This window comes from Collimonas sp. OK607, assembly GCF_900111995.1.
Classification (GTDB): Bacteria; Pseudomonadota; Gammaproteobacteria; order Burkholderiales; family Burkholderiaceae_D; genus Collimonas.
The window spans coordinates 59,484-80,230 of record NZ_FOKF01000024.1; the positions used below are offsets into that span (position 1 = coordinate 59,484).

Genomic DNA, 20,747 nt, shown 5'->3' on the forward strand with positions numbered 1-20,747 from the left:
ATAATTAGATCCGCCAATTGTTTATGCTCATAATGGCAAGGCTTCCGGAAGGCAACTCGCTGCAGCGGGTGCGCGCTTCGGTATAATCGCCACATGAATGCACCGCTCTCCCCCATCCGCGCTATCCAGCAACTCCCAGACAACCTGATTTCGCAAATTGCGGCTGGTGAAGTGGTCGAACGACCCTCCGCCGTGGTCAAGGAACTCCTGGAAAATGCACTGGACGCAGGCGCCACCCAAATCACGGTGCGGCTTGAACAAGGCGGCGTCAAACGCATCGCCATTACCGATAACGGCCGCGGTATCGCGCCGGAACAGCTGCCATTGGCGCTGGCGCGTCATGCGACATCAAAAATCAGCTCGCTGCACGACTTGGAACACGTTGCCACGCTAGGGTTCCGTGGCGAAGCGCTGGCATCCATCGCTTCGGTATCGCAACTGACCCTGACCTCGCGCACCGCCGACGCTGGCCACGCGTCCGAAATCGACGGCAGTACGCTAGCCGTAACGCCCTCATCCGGCGCACAGGGCACTACCGTCGACGTCCAGGACCTGTATTTCAATACGCCGGCCAGGCGTAAATTCCTTAAGTCGGACCAGACTGAATTCGGCCATTGCGCCGAAGTGGTCCGGCGTATCGCTTTAGCTCGGCCGGATGTCTCGTTTTCACTGACGCATAACGGCAAGACCGTCGATCACTGGAACATCACCGAAATCGCCAAGCGCAGCGCCAGCATCCTCGGCAACGAATTCGCCAATGCCCGCCTGGCGCTGGATGAAGGCGCCGGACCGCTGCGCTTGCATGGCTTTGTCGGTTTGCCGACCGCCTCCAAGGCGCGCGCCGACGCCCAGTATTTCTACGTCAACGGCCGCTTCGTGCGCGACAAATTGCTGGTCCACGCGGTGCGCGCCGCCTATCAAGACGTGCTGCACGGTGACCGCTATCCTTCATACGTCCTGGGACTGGATCTCGACCCGGCATTGGTCGACGTCAACGTACACCCGTCGAAAATTGAAGTGCGCTTCCGCGATAGCCGCGCGGTGCATCAGTTCGTATTTCATGCGGTCAGCCGCGCACTGGCGCAAACTTCCGCCACTTCGTTTGGTGCGACGCCAGCGCCATTGCCGTCACCCAGCGGTGCGATGCCGTGGATTCGCGGTTCGCAAGAACATCTGCAAGCGATTTTGCAACCGGGCACACAAGTGCCCCAGCAGCAAACCTCATTCGGCCCGCAATTTGCACCCGCTGCCAATGGCGTGGCGCAAACCACGGCCAATTACGGCGCGTTGTTTACAGATAATGACCGCACTGCCGGCAGCGTCGCTGCAAACTATCCGACCGCGCTGCAGCCTACCAGTCAAACGCTGCCAAGCGATGACTTCCCGCTTGGCTTCGCGCTCGCGCAGTTGCACGGCATTTATATCCTTGCGCAAAATACCAAGGGCCTGGTACTGGTCGACATGCACGCAGCCCACGAGCGGATTCTGTACGAGCAATTGAAAGGCGCCCTGGATGAAGATGCGATGCAGGTGCAGCCGCTGCTGATCCCGGTCACCTTCTTTGCCGATGCAGTTGAAGTCGGCACCGCCGAAGAAAACCGGGAAACCCTGCATGCGCTGGGTTTCGACATCGCCGCAATTTCGCCCACCACGCTGGCGGTGCGCTCGGTCCCGGCATTGTTGAAGAATGCCGATGCACAGACGCTGGCACGCGACGTGTTGCGCGACGTGCGTGAATTCGGTGGCTCGCACGTCCTGGTCGAACGCCGCAATGAACTGCTCGGCACCCTGGCCTGCCATACTGCGGTACGCGCCAACCGCAGCCTGACGGCACCGGAAATGAACGCCCTGCTACGGCAAATGGAAGCCACCGAACGCGCAGATCAATGCAATCACGGCCGTCCCACCTGGAGCCAGCTGGCGCTGTCGGACCTGGACAAATTATTCTTGCGCGGTCAATAAGCGGTATGTCATCACAACCAGCAACATCAACGTCGGCCGCAGCCAAGCCGCTGGTAGTCGCCATCATGGGCCCTACCGCATCCGGCAAAACCGCCGCTGCATTGGAGATCGCGAGACACATCCCGTCCGAAATCATCTCGGTCGATTCGGCCCTGGTCTATCGCGGCATGGATATCGGCACCGCCAAGCCCAGCCGCGACGAACTTGCCGCGGCGCCGCACCACCTGATCGACATCATGGAGCCGACGCAATCCTATTCGGCCATGCAATTCCGCGACGACGCGCTGCGACTGTTCGACGAAATCCATGCGCGCGGCAAGCTGGTGTTGATGGTCGGCGGCACGATGCTGTATTTCAAAGCCCTACGCGACGGCCTCGACGCCCTGCCGCAAGCCGATCCGCAACTGCGCGCCCGGCTGGATGCCGAAGCCGCCGTGATCGGCGTGCCGGGGATGCACGCCAAGCTGGCGCAGCTAGACCCGGTCACCGCTGCCCGGCTGAAGCCCAACGACAGCCAGCGTATTCAACGCGCCCTTGAAATCATCGAACTGAGCGGCCAGACCATGTCCTCGCTGCTGACCGACCGGCCGGCGCCGGAATTGCCGTTCGATATTTTGCCGATAGCGCTGGAGCCGTCGGATCGCAGTGTCCTGCATGAGCGGATCGCCCGACGCTTCGATCTGATGCTGGATTTGCAAAGCGGCGGTCTTGTGGCGGAAGTCGAAACACTGCGTGCCCGCGGCGACTTGCATCTGGGCCTGCCGTCGATGCGCTGTGTCGGCTATCGCCAGACCTGGGAGTATCTGGATGGCCAGTACGGCTACCAGGAACTGCGCGAAAAAGGCATTGCGGCTACTCGTCAGTTGGCCAAGCGCCAGCTTACCTGGCTGCGTTCCATGCCGGAGCGGGTTGTGATTGACTGTATTGGGGAAAATGTTGCCGATACGGTGCTTGAGAACGTGATTACAGCTCTCAAGCAGCGATAACACCATGAATTTGGCCTTGAAAAGCATCCGGAACCTGTTTTTGTTGACAGGATTTGGCGAAATGCGTCATAATTTAGGGCTTCATTGGTGATATAGCTCAGTTGGTTAGAGCACAGCACTCATAATGCTGGGGTCGGTGGTTCAAATCCACCTATCACCACCACGAACACGTTTGAAGAAGTCCAGCAACGTACAGAAACCCGCCTCTAGCCTAGTGCTGATGCGGGTTTTTTGTTTTTTAACGTCCAACAAGATACATTGACATCAATCTTTTTTGCATATACGTTTGAATATATGAAAACGTATATAGAAACAAGGTATATGCAAAATGCCTAAATTAGCTAAACCACTGACCGATATCCAGGTACGCAGTGCCAAGGGAGGCGTGAAGCCGAAGGGGTTTAACGAACGCTTACAGGATGAGCCGACCGACAAACCCTATACGTTGGCTGATGGGGGTGGACTACATTTATTGGTCAAACCCGATGGTAGCAAATATTGGCGTATGCAATTCCGCTTCGCTGGCGAGTCACGACTGCTAGCCTTTGGGAAGTACCCTGCCGTCTCGCTTTCCGCTGCTCGAGAACTGCGCCAGCAAGCCCAAATTCAAATCAAGGCAGGAGTTGACCCTGCACAAGTTAAGCGAATTGAAAAAAATCAGAGGGCGACGAACGCCGCGAATACATTTGAAGCCGTGGCTAGAGAGTGGCACGCAAACAAGCTCGACACTTGGCAGACACGTACTGCGACCAATATTTTGCACCGGCTAGAAAAAGACATTTTTCCCTTGATCGGCAAACACCCCATCACAGGCATTAAAGCCCCTGTCATGTTGGATGTACTGCGGCAGATCGAGAAGCGCGGCGCGATAGAAATGGCAAAGCGACAAGGACAAGTGTGCGACCAGATATTTCGGTACGCCGCTGCGACGGGCGTAGTCGAATACAACCCAGTACCAAGCCTGCGGGGCGCACTCAAACCGTCTGTAAAAGGGCACCATGCAGCCATTCTTGTCGCCGACCTGCCAGAGTTTATCCGTGCCTTTGAGAAGATCGAGGGCCGCATGTATGCCCCCACCAGAATCATGTTTCGACTGATGATGCTGACCTTTGTCCGCACCAGCGAATTAACGACAACGGAATGGACAGAAATCGACCTTGATCGTGAAAGCTGGGTAATTCCGTGGCGACGCATGAAAATGGGCAAGAGGAAACTGAATCCGCGCAAAGTCGATCACAACGTATTTTTGCCGCGTCAAGGCTGGCAATTACTCAGAGAACTACACCAACATACAGGCGGCAACAAGTATCTTTTCCATAACCTGCGCGACCATGAGAAACCAGCAACCAACTACGGCATTTTAGCCGCACTCAGGCGGATGGGCTACAGCGGCAAGATGACAGGCCACGGATTTCGGTCTCTGGCAAAGGGTGTGTTGAAGACGTTAAAAAACGACATCACGAATATCGAACGGCAACTTTCTCACGCATCGGGTGAAGTATACGGTGGCTCGTATGACCGTGAATCATTTCTTGATAAGCGTAAGGTGATGATGCAGGAATACGCGGATTACCTAGAAAGCGTGGTCAAGTGATCCTACCCCCTACCCCCGGCCGATTTTTTTAGAAAAAATTCCTAAAATTTTTCTCATGTTTGACCTGTGCTGTATCGCGCACATGATACGCATACGACTGATATCCAGTGCAGAGGTTTCTAGCCCATGATGGATGGGACAAAGAAGTAAGGATTCATGCGAGGTTTCAGGCTGTCGTGTGCAATGAATTTTAGAGTCAGAGGTATTCCACTCGATACTGGATATCGGCGGTTAGCTAGCAGTGAAAATATAGAGTGGGCTGCAAGATAGCCGATTTTCTCCGCACTCAACATAGGCGTCGTATACGATTTTCAGGCTCTCTTCTTGTACGCTAAATATGTCTTTGTGTGCGTGGATGTGACCAGTTTTTTTTGATGGGTTTTTCCACCATTTGCGGCAAGTCTCGGCATGCTTTTCTGAATATTCAAGACCACCTTGAATATTCTCCGTGAAACATGCACCGAGTATAAAGTTTTGAATTCCTGAAATTTTGTCAAACTCCGCTTGTGAGATAGTGAAAAATTTATCTGGATTTGTTACTCGTGCGAGATGCACGAAATCCGGGTCCGCTTGGCGACGCAGTTGATTATGATTTCTTGTAAGACAATCCATGAAATCATTAGGTTCTAGTCCGAAATCTATGAATGCCCAATAGGTCAATAGCAGAGCAATTTTGGCTACGATTACAGGCGTTCTATCGTAGTCACTGTCGGTCATTTCAAGAGCATCACCATGGGCAATAGCGTCCCGCAGGTCTTTTATTCTTTTGAAATCTGCCGCTGCAAGGTTAATGATTTTCACAATGTCGCCGTTAGTGGCGTTCATTGTATATTCATATTTTTCAGGAAAATTAGGTTCCCTCTTTTTAGAGAAAATATTGTCCGCGATATTCATCACCCGCTTATGTAGGTCGTCACCAACAGAGGGTTTTATTTTTTTTAGCTCAGTGTTAAATTTTTGCATATTGCCATTCCCGGGAGTAGTGGTTTTTAACCCATTTGCCCTCGAAAATTCAGTAACATACTTGTCTAGCAAGGTGACATATCCTAATGTCTTGTACTCCCAAAATCCCTCATATCGCTGCATTCCTGCGAGGCGAACCCAAGAAATTTTCCGATACTCAGATTTATAGTAATTTTCAAAGATTGTCTGCCATTTCCCATCAAGCGTTGACTTTGATATTAGACATTCGAGACAAAAATCGTTCTTTGATGCGTCTCGCTCCACTTTTTTGAACGTCGGGAAGTAGGCGTAATAGGTGCGCTCGTCGTCGCATTCCACTTGTATGCTGACAATGGACAAAGGGTAGGCAATAAGTATGGACAGCAAATTTGAGAGTTCATATTCGCAATATCAGTTGGCTTTGATCTTTTTTTTACTAGGTACGAAATCCAGATTAGGCAATCTGCTAATTTCTCACCTGCCAAAGTTGCATAGTTTAATTGGCTACCGTCTTTTGCATGGTGAATTGGGGATTTTGGTGGCGCAATATAGTACTTAATACCTCTTTTTAAAGACATTATATTCAGCCACCCTTGCTTGTTGTGATTGAGGATAGAACAGGGGTTAATGTGTTTGGCTTCAACCAAAAAAAATACGTGATAGTGTAATCCTTTGGCTTCATCAACTTCTATGCACCCCCTCCACTTACAAGGGATATTGTTTCACCTTAGTTCAAAGCATAGTGCCTTTAAATGCGATAAATACTCTTTTTTTATCTCACTGCCCATTAAAACAAGATGATAAAGCCGGGGGTGTACATAGCTGTGCTTGGTAAGCATGGCCGTCATCTTTGCATAGGCTTTTTGGCTGTGCATACCGCCATTCATTAATGTAATGCTTGTTTCTTCTTTTACCATAGTTACCTTCTTTAGCTTGTTCGAATTAGTTATCTGAATAGATCACTTACTAATACAATAAAATTTTTAGGACAATAAATCCCCTTGCAAGCGTTTTAGGCTATGCATTTGGGTCATTTCTTTTTGAATTTAAAAAAATAGATAATTGACGACAATAAAATTGCCGATTACCATTGAGGGAATTTCGTAAATTTCACGAAAATTGAAACATCTTCTAACAGAGCGAATGTTGGTACATATTTTCTACCGCCAACCAAGCCGGAATCTGCAATAAGCACCAACTTCTTTGAAGTTTTAAATTAAAACTTCAAATCCACGATTGCAACTTGCTATAAGCGCTTTAAATGCATCAAAATTACTAACTGCACCTCACCCATTACCCACCTCCAATAAATCGCTCAAAACCTCTCATAGCACGCCCAAATCGATAACTAGAACGTCCTACGGACTCAATATCTGAAGCCCATAGGAAATATCTCCATAAAAACTGGATTTTGAAAAGCTGTTTGGATTGGGGTACTGACTAGCAGATAGCAAAACCCTGATTTGATGCAGGAATGCTATTGGATTGATGCGCTATTCTTGGATATGCGTTTTACCGCAATTTTGATGCAAGTGGTATTACTGAGTATATGGCCGATTAAAAATCAGCAAAGTGATGCGTGTTTAAGTGAATTAATGCATTAACTGGCTTTTTTGTCGCTGAGAAATTAGCCACTCATCGACCTCACTTTCAATGTAGTACATTGCCCTTCCACCCATCACTGGAAATCCAACGGGGAAGTTGCTTTCTTGGCATTGAATCAGTTTATAAATGGAGCTGCGGCTCATGCTGAGTTTCTTGGTCAACGCTTTCATTTGCAAGCATGCTAAAGGTACTGTCATAAATCTCCTGCGACTAAACGGTTAAATTACAAAAATGGTCAATTCAAATTTCAGTTTAGAAATATTGAAATATTCACTTGACAAATATTGAAAAATAATATCCTCTTAAGCGAATAGGGAGATTATACACAGATGTCTCATTTTTGCAACATGTTTTTAGTTGGTCAACATTGATATTGCACTTTAACAAGATTTGTATTTTGCGTTACGGCGTAACTGCTATTTGATTAAGAAATAATTTTTGCATATACTTTTGCATATACATATCAGATATATAAAAAATAAAACCTTTATATATAAGGGCTTCGAGGCTTTATACTAGTCCACCTATCCCACCACGAACACGTTTGAAGAAGTCCAGCAACGTACAGAAACCCGCCTCTAGCCTAGTGCTGATGCGGGTTTTTTGTTGCCTGAATTTTTTGACATCCAAGTTCTATTAGGCGGTTTTACAGGCATCACCAGTTACCGCCAAGAAAATTGTCCGCAGAGGATTCACAAATTAGCAAAACGGCGCCGAACCCAAGAATAAATCCTATAAGTTCGGCGCCGTGTTCTTGCTAATCAGTCCGGGCCGTACAGAATATTGTACGCATGCCCGGTTGATCACAGAAAAGACTAATTATCGATTAACTTACTTCGTGATGAGCTCGCGCCAACTGACCCGGTGACCTGTTACGCCGAGCTTTCCAGAAGCATTAGTGGGAATAGTCATACTTTCAGCTCCTGAGTTACTGCCCGTACGAATAACCACTGGCTGGCCTTTGATCCAGACCACGGTGATGCCGGTGGTGAGATCGTTGCCCGTCCACACTCCCGCGCTGCTGGCGCCTGGTACGTAGCTCCCGGTCTTGTAGTTCAGGTAGTTCAGCCAGCTATAGCCACCCGCCTCGCAGATCCCGTTGGTAGGCACATTGGTCGGGATTATCAACGTCCCCTGCACCAAAGTGATGTCCACGTTGCTACGCTCGCCACTGTCAGGCAAATCGACAAACCATCCCATGACGCTCGGTGGATTGATAGCAACGGCGGCATTGGTCACGGTCCGGTTCGGTTTGGCATTGGTCAGCGTTTGCTGGACTAAAGCGGTGCGAGGGCTAGTCACCGTGGTGCCGTTGTCGACAATGGCGTATATAGACTGGGTCGTGAACTTCGTGGAATCAAGATCGGATGCCTCCAGATATTTGCCTGTCCCTACGTACACAACGCGGTTCCCGTTTACCTTCGCCAGCTCCGGCCGGGTTGTAATTGGCTGAGGATTAGAGCTGGTGCTGGTGCCATCGGTGAACGCGGCAATTTTGACTACAGCACTGGTATTGATATCGAAACGCCACAGATTGCCTAACAGATCACCGGCGTAAGCATAGAGTGCGGTTGCATCCAGGGCCGGATTATCAGCCCAGAATGCTATTTTCCCTAGTCCGCTAGGTGTAGTCTTACTGCCCACCGATGTGCCGATTTTGGAGAGGACTGAGCCGGTCAAAGGATCGAGCAAGAACAAGAAACCCTGGCCGCTGCCATCTTTATCGTAAGAATTTGTGGTACCCAAGGCAACATTATCATAGCCCGAAGTTACTGTAATTACCCAGGTGCCATCCGATTTTTTTACCGCCAATGGGTTGCCGAAACTGTATCCGAGATCAGCATCGTCGAGCGAGGTAAATTCCCATAGCATCTTGGGGGCAGTGGGATCGGTGACATCCAATGCGTAGTAGCCGCGGCCACCGCCGTTCAAGCCACCCATCAGAATCGTACGCCAATCGGCCTTGGTAGCATCCGAGCAATTTTTCACGCACACGTCTGACGTCACAAGTGCACCATCGACATAAAAGTGATGGTTGGTGGTGTAGGTATTGTCCGCGAGCCAGTACATATTCGGCATTACCGGGCTCGGCACGAAAGCCCAGCGTTCTTTCCCGGTAGCTGCGTCAAAAGCATGCAGCATGCCGTCATTCGCACCGGCAAAAATAGTCTTCGCCCGACTCTGTTGGGTGGTGCTGGCTGCCCACGCGCTATAGCCCGGATCGATATAGGTAAAGTTCGGCGCACCCAAAAATGCAGGCGAGGTATCTACAACATCGCCAAATGTCGCTAAGCGATCGCGGTACAAGTTGGCAGTGCTGCCGGCCTGGCTCTCATATTGGGTTTGACCACGCAGGTAGTTCACCAGCGTATCACCCGTGGCCGCAGTCTTGTCAGAGGCTGAAAAGGTGCTACTCGACTGGCTTAGTTGAGTCGTGTCGAAATATTTTTGTTGCGCGTTCGACAGTCCGCTATAAACAAAACTGCTGAGCGTGCCGCCATTGTTGAAGTAAATTGTCCTTGTGTCGCTTGCGGCCGAAACCTGGCTAGCCAGCTGGCCGGTGCATGCTGCAGTGCCTTTAACAGTATCGGCGGCCACATTTTCCACGCACCAGGTAGCAGTGGAGTTTATTGCGCCGGTATCGACGTCAGTCGACTCGGCAACGAGATTGCCGGTCCATTGCGCGGTGGTGTAGCTGGCCACGTAGAGCGAATTGTCGTTTTTGACAGGCTGCAAGTTGGATACGGCAGCCGAAGAACCATAGCCAAGCCGGGTCGCCATACCGGATAGTGCCGAATTCAAGCTTGAGACCAGCGCAGTTGGATTCTTGGCACTGAAATAAGTACCCCGCCCGTTGACTGCTGCATGCCACAGATCGTCAATGCGCTCGACGACCGAACTACTTGTGTCGCCATAGTTCGGAGCGGTTGCGTAGGCTTTAGGATCGGACCAATTTTTACTGCCTGTCACGATGCTTTGATAGTCCCCCGTCTTATCTGTCGCATAGGTGGGGGAATATTGCAACAAGCCATTGAGCCCGAGGCCCAGGGTGAAGGTGGTCATATGCGGCTTGTGATTATTGTCGACACCGCTACCAGGTACGTTCGGCGAGTAGACGCCACTGCTGTCTGTCGGGCAGAGATTTGCCCCGGTTGCGCTGGTAGATGTGCAACTTGCCGGAAACGGAGCAGATTGAACGTTGCCCGGATTGCGAAGATCGGTATTGTAGTAATACATGGCTACATCTGCCAACGAGTTCGAACTGCCACCGATACTGGTCGTCGTGGTTGTGGCATTACCCTGCGTCGGGCCAGTAACCGTGGTGGTTGCTGTTCCTGGCGTAGTATTCGAGTATTTTGCATCCGCAGTTGCTGCGCTCGTTACCGGGGCTGGATTAGGTTGGGTACTTGGGGCGGACCAGGTACCTGTGCCGGTGGTGGATATTGTGTCTGATTCACTTCCTGGATTGCCTTTGCAAGAACCGGTCTTGGTACTGGTAACCGTCCAAGTAATGTTCCCAAAGCTGCTGGTCGGCCCGCTTGTACCGGACGTCGATGAACCAACATTAGCCCAGTTGGTCGACGTAGGACCCGAGACAGTGGTCGTCACTTTGGTGCTGTTTACAACAGGATTCGAATAGGTATCGTTGGTTACGACACCATTGGTTGTAACCACGGTATGTGTGACGGTTGAGGTTGTTGTCGTAAGGTCGTTCGTCCCGGTAGTAGTATATTGCTCTTGCGTTTGAATCGATGTCGTCCCCGAGGTCTGGGTCTCGGTGCCGCTGCCCGTGTAGATAGTGGTTGTGGCCGCACTCTTCTGACTACTGCAGCTGTTGCCTGATGAGTCCGTGCCTGAGATCGTAACTGTCGTTCGGGAATACTTATCCGTGCGCGTTGTGGCAGTGGTCGCTGTCGTCGTTGTGATTGTACGCGTCGATCGAGCGACAACCGTATTCGGCGCGTTTACCTGAGTAGTCGTGACCGCGTCCGTGGTTTGTGTGACTTGGCTAGCTGCCCCGTCGTTCATGGGGCGAAGAGTGGTGCCTCCGTCTTGCTGTCCGACCGGCGTACTGTTGTCCAGACGGTAGGGACCATACGACGAGGTTTCTAAACCGGTGTTCCAATAACCGTCGGTGGATAAAATGGTAAAGTTTTGCTGACAGGAATATTGCATCGGGTCGGCGCCTAATTGACCACCGTAAATCCTGCCCGCTTTGGACAACGCACCGCGCAACGGTGTGGAGTTATTCGCCGTTTGTTTATAAAGGGTTGTGTAAAATTTGTCCTTCTGCCCGCCGGTACCGCTGGCGAAGTCGTCGATGTGCAGGAAGTTGTTGCCATCGGTGGCGCCGGTATAACTGATGTTAGTGAATCCGACGCGAAATTTACTGTCGATGGTCTTGAATGCCTGACCAACCGCGGTTTTCATCATGAGGATACGCGTACGGTAGTAGCTATACCAGTTGGCATAGTTTTGCTGCTCGTTCGTACTGCCCGGCCCCGATGTGCTACTCACGGTGACTGCGGTAAAAACGCCCGCACCAGGGTTGCTGCCTCTGCTGCTATTGCATTCCTTGTAAAACGTTGAGGATGTAATGACGCCATTGGTATCGTATGTGTACGAAAGCGGTGTCTGGCTGCCGCTGTATTTGTAGTAAGTACTGCCTGTCAGGTCAGTATTCGAACAGCTCCCGAGAAAACCATCGTCACACGCCGCGGTAAATTTGTTGGTGGAAACTACCGGACTACCACTGGAATCCACCGGAACCGTATACGTTATTGCCGGGTTGTAAGCAACTCCGTTGCACTGAGAGGAAGTCAAGCCATAGTACGTGCCGGGCACATCATCGGGCAAATAGTCAGACCCCATACTCCCGGAATTATCGAGAATAAACAGCAGATTGGGTTTAACCGAGGATGTCGTCGTGGTGGAAAGTGGCGCATTGGCGAGATTGACAACCGCCGCCTGTGTCGGCAGCATCAACAGCGCGGCGAGCAGCACAGAGAGCACTGCGGGGAAAACAAATTTCTGGATAGCGTAGTCGGTTTTCATGAGGGTCTCTGTTCAATAGATCACAACTTGGGTATAAGTCACCGTGTTGCGCGGGCCAGCGACTCTGACCGTGACGCGGTAATAGGGGTTGCTCGAGGCAACGCAATTGGTCCCGACGCATCTGAACTCTTGTCCACCCGTGATACGCTGGGACGTTCCCGAGACCGAACTTGGGGCGGTGATGCAGTTACTGGCCGGATCGGCAGGGTCGCCTGGGTTTTGGCACATGCGATGCACAACGTAACTGACGGTATTGCCTGCCGCGTCAACCGGAAGCGCGGATTTCCCGCTCCAGTCGAAGGTCGCCGGATCGAAGACTGCGGGCGTGCCTGTAGCGCCGCCGTTCCAGGTGGAGTAGTAACTAGGAGGGGCATCAGCTATCAGGCTGGAGGCAGACATCAGCCACTGTCTCGCCTTCTCTACGCCAGAGTCGGTAGCCTGTACGCCGGACTGACGGAAAGCCAGGTTGCCAGCGATCTGAGTCGTGACATCGACCGAACGCACCAGCGCGACACCGGCAATGATCATCGCGACCAGGACAATGAGGGCGAGAATCAGCACTACCCCACGCTCGCGAGCCACGCGCCGGAAAATCAAAGTCTTCTGGCTTTTCATTGTTGTTGCCCCCAAATCATGTTGCGCAACGGGACGATAGACTGCACTACTTTGTAGCGATAGCGTGCCCAGTCAGTACCGGAACCGCTGATATCCATGGTGATATCGCTAGAACCGGAGGCATCCTGATGCCAGACCGGCGCACTCGCTGTGAAATCAGCTGCTTTCTCGTATTGGTTACTACGGGTCACCACAGCCATGCGCACGGCCACGATCTGGGCGAGAGACGCACCGGTGAGTTGCGTGGCATCCCATGCGTCGATCGTGCCGTTTAAGTTGGTATCCTTCCCGTACTGCGCGCGCATGGCGACTACACCCGTAGCTATTGGAGACCATACCGCATTGTCTGGCGGACTCGCCACGGCAGCGGTGCAATCGTTTGCAGTGAGATCACACACCGTCAGGTTGCCGTTGCGCACCGCATATACCCTGCTGACGAAAGAACCAACGGGACCCAGGTTGTACAGCTTGCTACCGGCGGCGTAGCTGACAGGCGTTCCGCCGGACTGATTCCATACAGCGTTAACTGCCGTGCAACCAGCATAAAAGCTCAGGTAGGACATATTGTTATGGCTGATCGTAGTGGCGGAGCCGGTGATGCCGGGCGTGCATTGGCTGCCGACCGGAGGGGCGGCGGTGGCTAAACCAGTGACTTCCCCGATCGTACAATCAAGAGTACTGCCGCTCGGCGGAACAGACAGAATCATGTCACCCTGATTGAATCCCGCCCTGCTCGTAATAACGGAGTAATCGGACAGCGTTCCGCCAGTTTGGGCTGTACCGCCAGGCTGGATAATGGGGATGCCGATACCAGTCATGCCGCCGGTGCCGCTGTAATTGACCAGGATCACGTCCGTGTTGGCATCGCCGGCCGGGTATCCCGTTGGATTGATGACCACCGGTGCGAAGGTTGATCCGGTATAAGTGAAATTGGGAGTTGTCGCCCGGTTCGCGTTGTATGCACGCACGGTTGCGCATTGAGCCAGGATACCGTTGGTCAGCACACCGGTCGGAGGCGGGGTCAACGGTGGAACATAATCCTCGGTATTGGGGGAAAGACCATAACCGGCTTGCCGAATGTCCCGCTCCAGCATGTAGAGCGTCACAGCGGCATTGGTTTGTGCATCTGCGCCGCCGGTAGTGGTGCGTTTGCGGCCTTCTGAAAGTGTGAATACCTGCATGATGACGAGCGTTGCCACCAGCCCGATTACCAGCGCCACCATCATCTCGACCAGGCTGAAGCCGGCAGAGGCCCGGCGCGCAACAGAGTGTTGTTTCAATTGATTTCTCATATTTTTGTTCGCAACGCGGCTATATGGGGCCGGCGCCGTTAATTTGCGCAACCGAGACAAACGTATGTGTCGTGTCGCCAGGCAGTGTCCACGAAACGGTGACCGTTGCCCGCAACTGAGGAGTGACATTCGGATCGACAGCCACCACAACCGTCCCCGTGCCGCCTGGCAAGGTAGCTGCAACCCGATTTTTCCAGGCTGTTGATGCAGCGTAAGTGGTGTTTATGTTCGCGCGGTCCGTCCACATCTGGCCAATCATCTCGTTGGCTAGAAAGCTGGCGTCGCTTCTATATTTGGCTTCCGAAGCTCCTTTGATGGAGACGGCTTGCAGACCAACGATGCTCAGGATACCGAAAGAAAAAATCAGAATAGCGATCAATACCTCAAGCAGCATCGAACCCTTCTGATTGGCACGAAATGTTTTCATGATGTCTTCAACACTTTCTTGGATCGCTGGCTGCCGTAACTGCCGGGTCGCACATGCGTACCTGCCCTGCTCCACCCACCTGGAGCTGCAGGCAACGCATATTTCCGCCGGCGGCGACGCAGGTGCCTCCGGCCGGGTTTTTGAGATCGATGGTGATTGCGCTCGTGGGCGCTGGCGTCACCCGCCCCAGGCCGTTAAAGCTGATACTGGACTGTGTCGCCGCAACCGTAACGTTTTTGGTCCCTTCCGCGCTGGCTTTAAAACGCGTCATGAACGGGTCTACGGTTGCATCCGTCACGTCACATTTTCCCGTGGCGTCATTGACACTGATTACCCAGTTGGTTCCGCTACTGGAGAGCGCGCAGTTGGCATCAGTCGTTGTCGTCAATTGAAAGCGAACAGTGGCGTTGCTTCTTAAACCTTCGGCACGGGCAAGTTGCATACCCGACTGCATGGATTCCGCCGCGGTCCGGATTTGTGAATTCTGAATCCACGTTGAAAAGGCGGGCACTCCAAGACCGAACGCGATCGCCATCACCGTCAGCGTGATCATGAGTTCGATCAGGGTTACGCCTTGTTGAAATTTGGACGCCCGACTCAACACGCGTCCCCCTTCTTGAGCACCCATCTGGTCGTACAATTTCCCCAGCCTGTAGTCGAGGTCTGGTTGCCGCCTTGGTCAATCGTGTATGTAAATCCATTCAGACTGCCTTGTCCGTTGGCAGTGATTGTGTACGTCGTGGCTCCCGGGGTTCCGCAATCATATGTGAAATATTTGGTCGCGCCGGGACAGGTGAAGCCGTTATATGTATGGCTATCCTGAAAGAACTGCTCCATCCTGACCCGTGTGGATGCCAGTGTGGTGGTACCGTCCTGAATCTGCCCACGCTTTACATAATCCGTGTATGCCGGCACAGCAACCGCAGCAAGGATGGCAATGATCGCTACGACGATCATGAGCTCGATCAAAGTAAAACCTTTTTCTTTCATGGGGGACTCCAATTTTTGTTGCATCCTAGCATGTTATAAATTGCTTGAAAGAAAGGTCGGATGAGCGGTCTATTTGACTAGATAGGCGGCAAAATCGAGGCGATTGGAGGCGCCTGGCTGTAAAAAAAAGACTATGTGAAATTTGAAAAATAAGAGCCCATGGCTTGCTCTTGATTTTTGAAATTTGGCGTGCCCCCCTATTTTTCCACGACGACCTCAAAACTTAGTTCGCTCTTGACTGCCTTGCCATCAATTTTTCCAGCTTCGAATATCTTTTTTTGCAACGCTGCTATCAATAGTCGTTGCTCTTCTTCGGAGAAACTCGACGCATCAACGATGACATGATCCACCTCCCCAATCTCGTTAATTTGCAGCCGAAGCTGCGCTGAGCGAGTGCCTTTCCCCACCAATGCGACGATAAATTCTTGTGGAATGTCGAGCGGACCGGTTGTTCTTTCGTTGAGCTCCCCCTCTTTGAAATAATAGGGCTCCGGAGGCAATATGGCATCAACGACCGGGGACTTGGCGCTCAATCGCGGCTGGGCAGAGGAAGTCTGGTTGCTTGACGGCTCCGCTATTTTTTCCTTGCGACTATCGGTATCAACAGGTGGCGCGGCTAACTTGTCTGTTTCACTCTGCGCTGCTTTGAGGGTGACAAAACTGACATTGACTACATTGCTCGACAATGTGGTGGATTGCCTGGATTCGTGAACCAGGAGCGGTGAGATGAAAACGGCATAAATCAAAAAACAATGCGCGGCAATCGCGAGCAAAAGTACTGTCAAGCGCCGCAACTGGATTGCACCGGGAAAAACACCTGCCTCAAATCCAGGAAAACGAGAAGAATTAACTCCGGCATCGGAGAAACTTAAACGGCGAGTCATGAGGCGATCTTATTCAAAACATTGCATAACAAGGATTTGCACCACCTCCGGAGATTTCGCCGCTGACTTGGCAAAATACGGCGTTTTCTCGTATAACTTCCAAAGTTTCGCGGCTATAGGAGAAGTACTTAAAAAGGCTCCATGTGAACATCGCAGTACATGCTCACATTTCTACCGTGCAAGTCTGGCGGTATTATAGACGTGGAATTTCCACAAAGTAATCCTTTTCCCTCCCGTTCATCGCCACGCAAATACCGCTCATCTTGAAGACACCAAAATTAGTTAATCAACAACTTAAAGGACAAAGCTAGATACCTGCCTTTCTGACTTGATGGCTTTCGTCCCGGTGGCACTCGTGCTGGACAAATACCGAGAATCGCAAATGCTATAATCCGCGCTTTCCTGGAGTGTTTCCCGATGCTCTTAAGAGGTGATCCAGGGGTAGTGCTTCTGTGAGTCTTTAGGCCATAGCCACTCTGGCACCAGCCAATCTATGGCGTGATATTTTTCCTTTGCCACGCGCAGCGCGGCTTTTACGATAATTGGAATTTGCTATGTTGACAACAATGCGGCCAATCCGCCTGCTCATGATTTTCCTGCTGGCCACACTGGCCTTTTCCGCGATGGCTGCACAGCGCGACTTTCCCGCGTCAACCCTGCGCGGCAAGCTGACCATCACCGACTATCCAAATGTCACCGTAAGCGGCAATGCATTGCGGCTGTCCCCCGGCTCCCGCATCTGGAATACCGAGCAGCTGACCCAGATCCCCAACTCGCTCGGCACAGATACCTACGTGGTGAATTACACCCTGAACGCCCAAGGCGAAATCGACCGCGTCTGGGTTCTCACGCCAGACGAGGCCAGTCAGAAAATTGAGACCCAGCGCAACGGCAACAAGTTGTAATTGAGTGGTAACTAAGTTGTAATTGAGTGGTAACTAAGTTGTAATTAAAGAGTAGTCATGGAAAAAACGATGCAAAAGAAAGTATTCATCAAGACCTTCGGTTGTCAGATGAACGAGTACGACTCGGACAAGATGGCCGATGTCTTGAACGCCTCCAACGGCTTGATCAAGACCGATCGACCGGAAGATGCCGACGTCATCCTGTTGAATACCTGTTCCGTGCGCGAAAAGGCGCAGGAGAAAGTGTTTTCCGACCTGGGCCGCCTGCGCGAACTGAAGCGCAACAATCCCGACCTGCTGATCGGCGTCGGCGGCTGCGTGGCTTCGCAGGAAGGCGCGGCTATCGTCAAGCGCGCACCGTATGTCGACATGGTCTTCGGCCCGCAGACTTTACACCGCTTGCCGGAAATGATCAGCCAGCGCCGTGCCACCGGTAACGCGCAAGTCGACATCAGCTTCCCTGAAATCGAGAAATTCGATCACATGCCGCCGGCCAAGGTCGAGGGTGCGACCGCATTCGTCTCGATCATGGAAGGCTGCAGCAAATATTGCAGCTACTGCGTGGTGCCTTACACCCGCGGTGAAGAAGTCTCACGCCGGTTTGAAGACGTGCTGACTGAAGTGGCGGGACTGGCTGAGCAAGGCGTCAAGGAAATCACCTTACTGGGCCAGAACGTCAATGCCTTCCGTGGCGCCATGGCGGATGGCGAGATTGCCGATTTCGCGCTGCTGATCGAATACATCGCCGAGATTCCTGGCATCGAGCGGATCCGCTTTGTGACCAGCCATCCGAAGGAATTCACGCAACGCCTGATCGATACCTACGCCAAGGTGCCGAAGCTGGTCGACCATTTATATCTGCCGGCACAGCACGGTTCGGACCGCATTTTGTCTGCCATGAAGCGCGGCTATACCGTGCTGGAATACAAATCGGTAATCCGGCGCTTGCGCCAGGTGCGTCCCAATATCACCATTTCGAGCGATTTCATCGTCGGTTTTCCGGGTGAAACGGATGCGGATTTCGACGCACTGATGAAACTGATTACCGATATCGGCTACGACAACAGCTTCAGTTTCATTTTCAGCCCGCGTCCGGGAACGCCCGCCGCCAATCTGCAGGATGACACGCCGCATGAAGTTAAACTGAAACGGCTGCAGCAGTTGCAGGCAGTGATAGAAGAAAATATCGGCAAGATCAGCGCGGCGATGGTCGGTACGGTTCAGCGTATCCTGGTTGAAGGCCCGTCCAAGAAAAATCCAGCCGAATTCCAGGGCCGCACCGAGAACAACCGCGTGGTCAACTTTGATGCCGGCCCTGACGGCGCGCGTCTGATCGGTCAGTTGATCGATGTGAAGATTACGGAAACCTACACCTACACTTTGCGCGGCGAAATCGTCCTGGCAGAATAATTTAGTAATTTACGACACAGTACAAGACCGCGCCCACCCACCACGCACACAAGATAAGCAAACCACAGTTTGAAAACTAAAACTCCTACCCAGCCGCATTACTTCATCCCGCAACCGCTGGACAACACGCGGCTGGCGCATCTGTGCGGACCGCTCGATGAAAATCTGCGGCAGATTTCCGCGGCGCTGGATGTGTCGATTTTCCGGCGCGGCGACAAATTTATCGCCGCCGGCACCAATGCGGAACGCGCGGTGGAAATTCTCGATCAGTTTTACGCGATCGCGAATAAAGTTATTTCTGTAGATGAAATCCAGTTGGCGCTGGTCGAACAACGAGCCAAGCTGGGCATGGGAAAGAAGCCGAAAGCCGCCAAGACCAACGGTAAGGCCAACGGCGAATCAGGCGACGAGGCCGGTGTTGATCCAGCCGATGCCGAGCTGACCGAGACCGATATCGAAAGCCCGGTTCTGAAAACCCGGCGCAGCGATCTGCGTGGGCGCACTCCGCATCAAAGCCAATATATCCGTTCGATCCTTGAGCATGATGTGACACTGGGCATTGGCCCTGCCGGCACCGGCAAAACCTATCTGGCGGTAGCCTGCGCGGTCGACGCGCTGGAGCGTGACGCCGTCAAACGTATCGTACTGACCCGGCCTGCAGTTGAGGCCGGCGAACGCCTGGGTTTCCTGCCCGGCGACCTGGCGCAAAAAGTCGATCCTTACCTGCGCCCGTTGTATGACGCGCTGTACGATTTGCTCGGCTTCGACCGCACCCAGAAAATGTTTGAAAAGCAGGCGATCGAGATCGCACCGCTGGCCTACATGCGCGGCCGCACGCTGAACCACGCTTTCATCATCCTGGACGAAGCGCAAAACACCACGCCGGAACAAATGAAAATGTTCCTGACCCGGATCGGCTTTGGCAGCAAGGCCGTGGTCACCGGTGACGTCACCCAGATCGACCTGCAGCGCGGCCAGAAGAGCGGCTTGATCGACGCCATGAACATTCTGAAAGATGTACGCGGCATCGCTTTTACCCGCTTCAATAGCAGCGATGTGGTGCGCCATCCTTTGGTAGCGCGCATTGTCGATGCCTATGAAACCGCATCGCAGGCCGCACCGGTTGCATCCACCCATGGTGTAATCGAAGCGGCCACACCGCAACCAGTCAAACCCGCCAAACCGGTGCAAACCGGCATTACCAAAACCGCCCGTAGCCGCCATGCCGTCAAAAAATAAACTCTCCTTGTCGGTGCAATATCCCGACCCGCGCCTGCAAGACAGCGTACCGCGCCCGCAGTTGAGGCGCTGGGTGCAGGCAGCTTTATTGGCGCCGGCGGAACTGACGATTCGTTTTGTCGACGCCGAAGAAGGCCGCACCCTGAACCGCGACTATCGCGGCAAGGATTACGCTACCAATGTGCTGACTTTCGCTTACTCAGAAGATCAGGAAGAAGGTCCGGGAGAGGATAACGGTATCACCCAGGCCGACATCATTCTCTGCACAGATGTATTGGAGCGTGAGGCGAAAGAGCAAGGCAAAACGCTGGTGGAGCACGCCGCACATCTGGTGGTGCATGGTGTCTTGCATGCGCAGGGTTATGACCATGAAGACGATGAAGAAGCGGCCGAAATGGAAGACCTGGAAATTGAAATATTGGGCAAGCTGGGCTGGCCCAATCCCTACGCTGACCGATAGTTTTCTGCTTCTCCGACAAAAACGCCGCCTTTGCGGTAATGCCGTTCAGTTAAGCAGGTTTTCGTAGAACGCGAGTAGCATAGCGCTGTGGTTTTGCCTTAACGGCCCGGTCGAATTTTCGATCGGGCCGTTCGTCATTGAGAAGGCTAACGAGCCTTTCACGGAGATGCTTCATCGAAGCGGGCAGCTTGCCGTAGGACCTGCTGACGGCGGCCCAGTGAAGCTCGAACTGGATCAAATGAAAGGCGCGGATGAAGCTTACTTGCGTGGGTTCACATTTGACCACCAATGCTGCCTTGGCAATCTCCAGGCGAATCATGTTGTAGGCGATCAGGGTGCCCCATATTTCCTGATATACGCCGTCCACGGTTTTTGAACGCA

General features: G+C 52.5%; 17 protein-coding genes, 1 tRNA gene and 1 pseudogene. 8 read left to right on the forward strand and 11 right to left on the reverse strand.

The window, feature by feature from the left end; genetic code table 11:
* Positions 1-93 precede the first annotated feature (93 nt).
* The 4 genes from mutL (at position 94) to BM029_RS16580 (ending at position 4,542) form a co-directional block, all read left to right on the forward strand.
* On the forward strand, positions 94-1,962 hold the full coding sequence (gene mutL, locus BM029_RS16565) for a DNA mismatch repair endonuclease MutL (protein WP_092437852.1): 1,869 nt from the start codon (positions 94-96) through the stop codon (positions 1,960-1,962).
* 5 nt (positions 1,963-1,967) lie between these two features.
* Positions 1,968-2,948 carry a tRNA (adenosine(37)-N6)-dimethylallyltransferase MiaA gene (miaA, locus tag BM029_RS16570; protein WP_092437854.1) on the forward strand — a complete coding sequence of 327 codons (981 nt, stop codon included), beginning with the start codon at positions 1,968-1,970 and terminating at the stop codon, positions 2,946-2,948.
* A gap of 86 nt (positions 2,949-3,034) precedes the next feature.
* A tRNA-Met gene (locus BM029_RS16575) sits at positions 3,035-3,111 on the forward strand.
* Positions 3,112-3,276: 165 nt separating this feature from the next.
* Entirely contained in the window at positions 3,277-4,542 is a 1,266-nt protein-coding gene (locus BM029_RS16580; protein WP_092437856.1) for a tyrosine-type recombinase/integrase, read from the forward strand.
* Between the two features lie 231 nt (positions 4,543-4,773).
* Here the strand turns inward: BM029_RS16580 and BM029_RS16585 are convergent, their stop codons facing one another.
* The 10 genes from BM029_RS16585 to BM029_RS16625 all read right to left on the reverse strand — a co-directional run bounded on the left by BM029_RS16585 (position 4,774) and on the right by BM029_RS16625 (position 16,352).
* Positions 4,774-5,871: a HEPN domain-containing protein gene (locus BM029_RS16585; protein ID WP_092437858.1), complete on the reverse strand. Its 1,098-nt coding sequence runs from the start codon at positions 5,869-5,871 to the stop codon at positions 4,774-4,776.
* Positions 5,872-6,206: 335 nt separating this feature from the next.
* Positions 6,207-6,401, reverse strand: a complete 195-nt coding sequence (locus BM029_RS25665; RefSeq protein ID WP_139217267.1) for a hypothetical protein — start codon at positions 6,399-6,401, stop codon at positions 6,207-6,209.
* A gap of 675 nt (positions 6,402-7,076) precedes the next feature.
* Positions 7,077-7,286 carry a helix-turn-helix transcriptional regulator gene (locus tag BM029_RS16590; protein WP_092437860.1) on the reverse strand — a complete coding sequence of 70 codons (210 nt, stop codon included), beginning with the start codon at positions 7,284-7,286 and terminating at the stop codon, positions 7,077-7,079.
* Positions 7,287-7,920: 634 nt separating this feature from the next.
* Positions 7,921-12,144: a PilC/PilY family type IV pilus protein gene (locus BM029_RS16595; RefSeq protein ID WP_092437862.1), complete on the reverse strand. Its 4,224-nt coding sequence runs from the start codon at positions 12,142-12,144 to the stop codon at positions 7,921-7,923.
* Between the two features lie 12 nt (positions 12,145-12,156).
* Positions 12,157-12,759, reverse strand: coding sequence for a pilus assembly PilX family protein (locus tag BM029_RS16600; protein ID WP_092437865.1), 603 nt, complete (start codon positions 12,757-12,759; stop codon positions 12,157-12,159).
* Positions 12,756-14,039, reverse strand: coding sequence for a PilW family protein (locus tag BM029_RS16605; protein ID WP_244545091.1), 1,284 nt, complete (start codon positions 14,037-14,039; stop codon positions 12,756-12,758). The genes BM029_RS16600 and BM029_RS16605 overlap by 4 nt, the downstream gene beginning before the upstream one ends.
* 31 nt (positions 14,040-14,070) lie before the next feature.
* Complete coding sequence (locus BM029_RS16610; RefSeq protein ID WP_092437869.1) at positions 14,071-14,478, reverse strand: type IV pilus modification PilV family protein; 408 nt, start codon at positions 14,476-14,478, stop codon at positions 14,071-14,073.
* Positions 14,479-14,485: 7 nt separating this feature from the next.
* The gene (locus tag BM029_RS16615; protein ID WP_092437871.1) at positions 14,486-15,106 is read right to left on the reverse strand and encodes a GspH/FimT family pseudopilin; all 621 of its coding nucleotides are present in this window, start codon (positions 15,104-15,106) and stop codon (positions 14,486-14,488) included.
* Positions 15,076-15,468: a type IV pilin protein gene (locus BM029_RS16620; protein WP_211482491.1), complete on the reverse strand. Its 393-nt coding sequence runs from the start codon at positions 15,466-15,468 to the stop codon at positions 15,076-15,078. Before BM029_RS16620 ends, BM029_RS16615 begins: the two co-directional genes overlap by 31 nt.
* Positions 15,469-15,665: 197 nt before the next feature.
* On the reverse strand, positions 15,666-16,352 hold the full coding sequence (locus tag BM029_RS16625) for a hypothetical protein (protein ID WP_139217268.1): 687 nt from the start codon (positions 16,350-16,352) through the stop codon (positions 15,666-15,668).
* 554 nt (positions 16,353-16,906) lie between these two features.
* Here BM029_RS16625 and BM029_RS16630 point away from each other — a divergent pair.
* The 4 genes from BM029_RS16630 to ybeY all read left to right on the forward strand — a co-directional run bounded on the left by BM029_RS16630 (position 16,907) and on the right by ybeY (position 20,366).
* Positions 16,907-17,257, forward strand: coding sequence for a hypothetical protein (locus tag BM029_RS16630; RefSeq protein ID WP_092437877.1), 351 nt, complete (start codon positions 16,907-16,909; stop codon positions 17,255-17,257).
* 69 nt (positions 17,258-17,326) lie between these two features.
* The gene (miaB, locus tag BM029_RS16635) at positions 17,327-18,667 is read left to right on the forward strand and encodes a tRNA (N6-isopentenyl adenosine(37)-C2)-methylthiotransferase MiaB (RefSeq protein ID WP_092437879.1); all 1,341 of its coding nucleotides are present in this window, start codon (positions 17,327-17,329) and stop codon (positions 18,665-18,667) included.
* A gap of 69 nt (positions 18,668-18,736) precedes the next feature.
* A complete protein-coding gene (locus tag BM029_RS16640) occupies positions 18,737-19,906 on the forward strand; it encodes a PhoH family protein (RefSeq protein ID WP_092437880.1) in 1,170 nt (389 codons plus the stop codon).
* Complete coding sequence (ybeY, locus tag BM029_RS16645; RefSeq protein WP_092437882.1) at positions 19,890-20,366, forward strand: rRNA maturation RNase YbeY; 477 nt, start codon at positions 19,890-19,892, stop codon at positions 20,364-20,366. Before BM029_RS16640 ends, ybeY begins: the two co-directional genes overlap by 17 nt.
* Positions 20,367-20,415: 49 nt before the next feature.
* Here ybeY and BM029_RS16650 read toward each other — a convergent pair.
* A pseudogene (locus tag BM029_RS16650) lies at positions 20,416-20,747 on the reverse strand (DDE transposase); the annotation flags it as partial.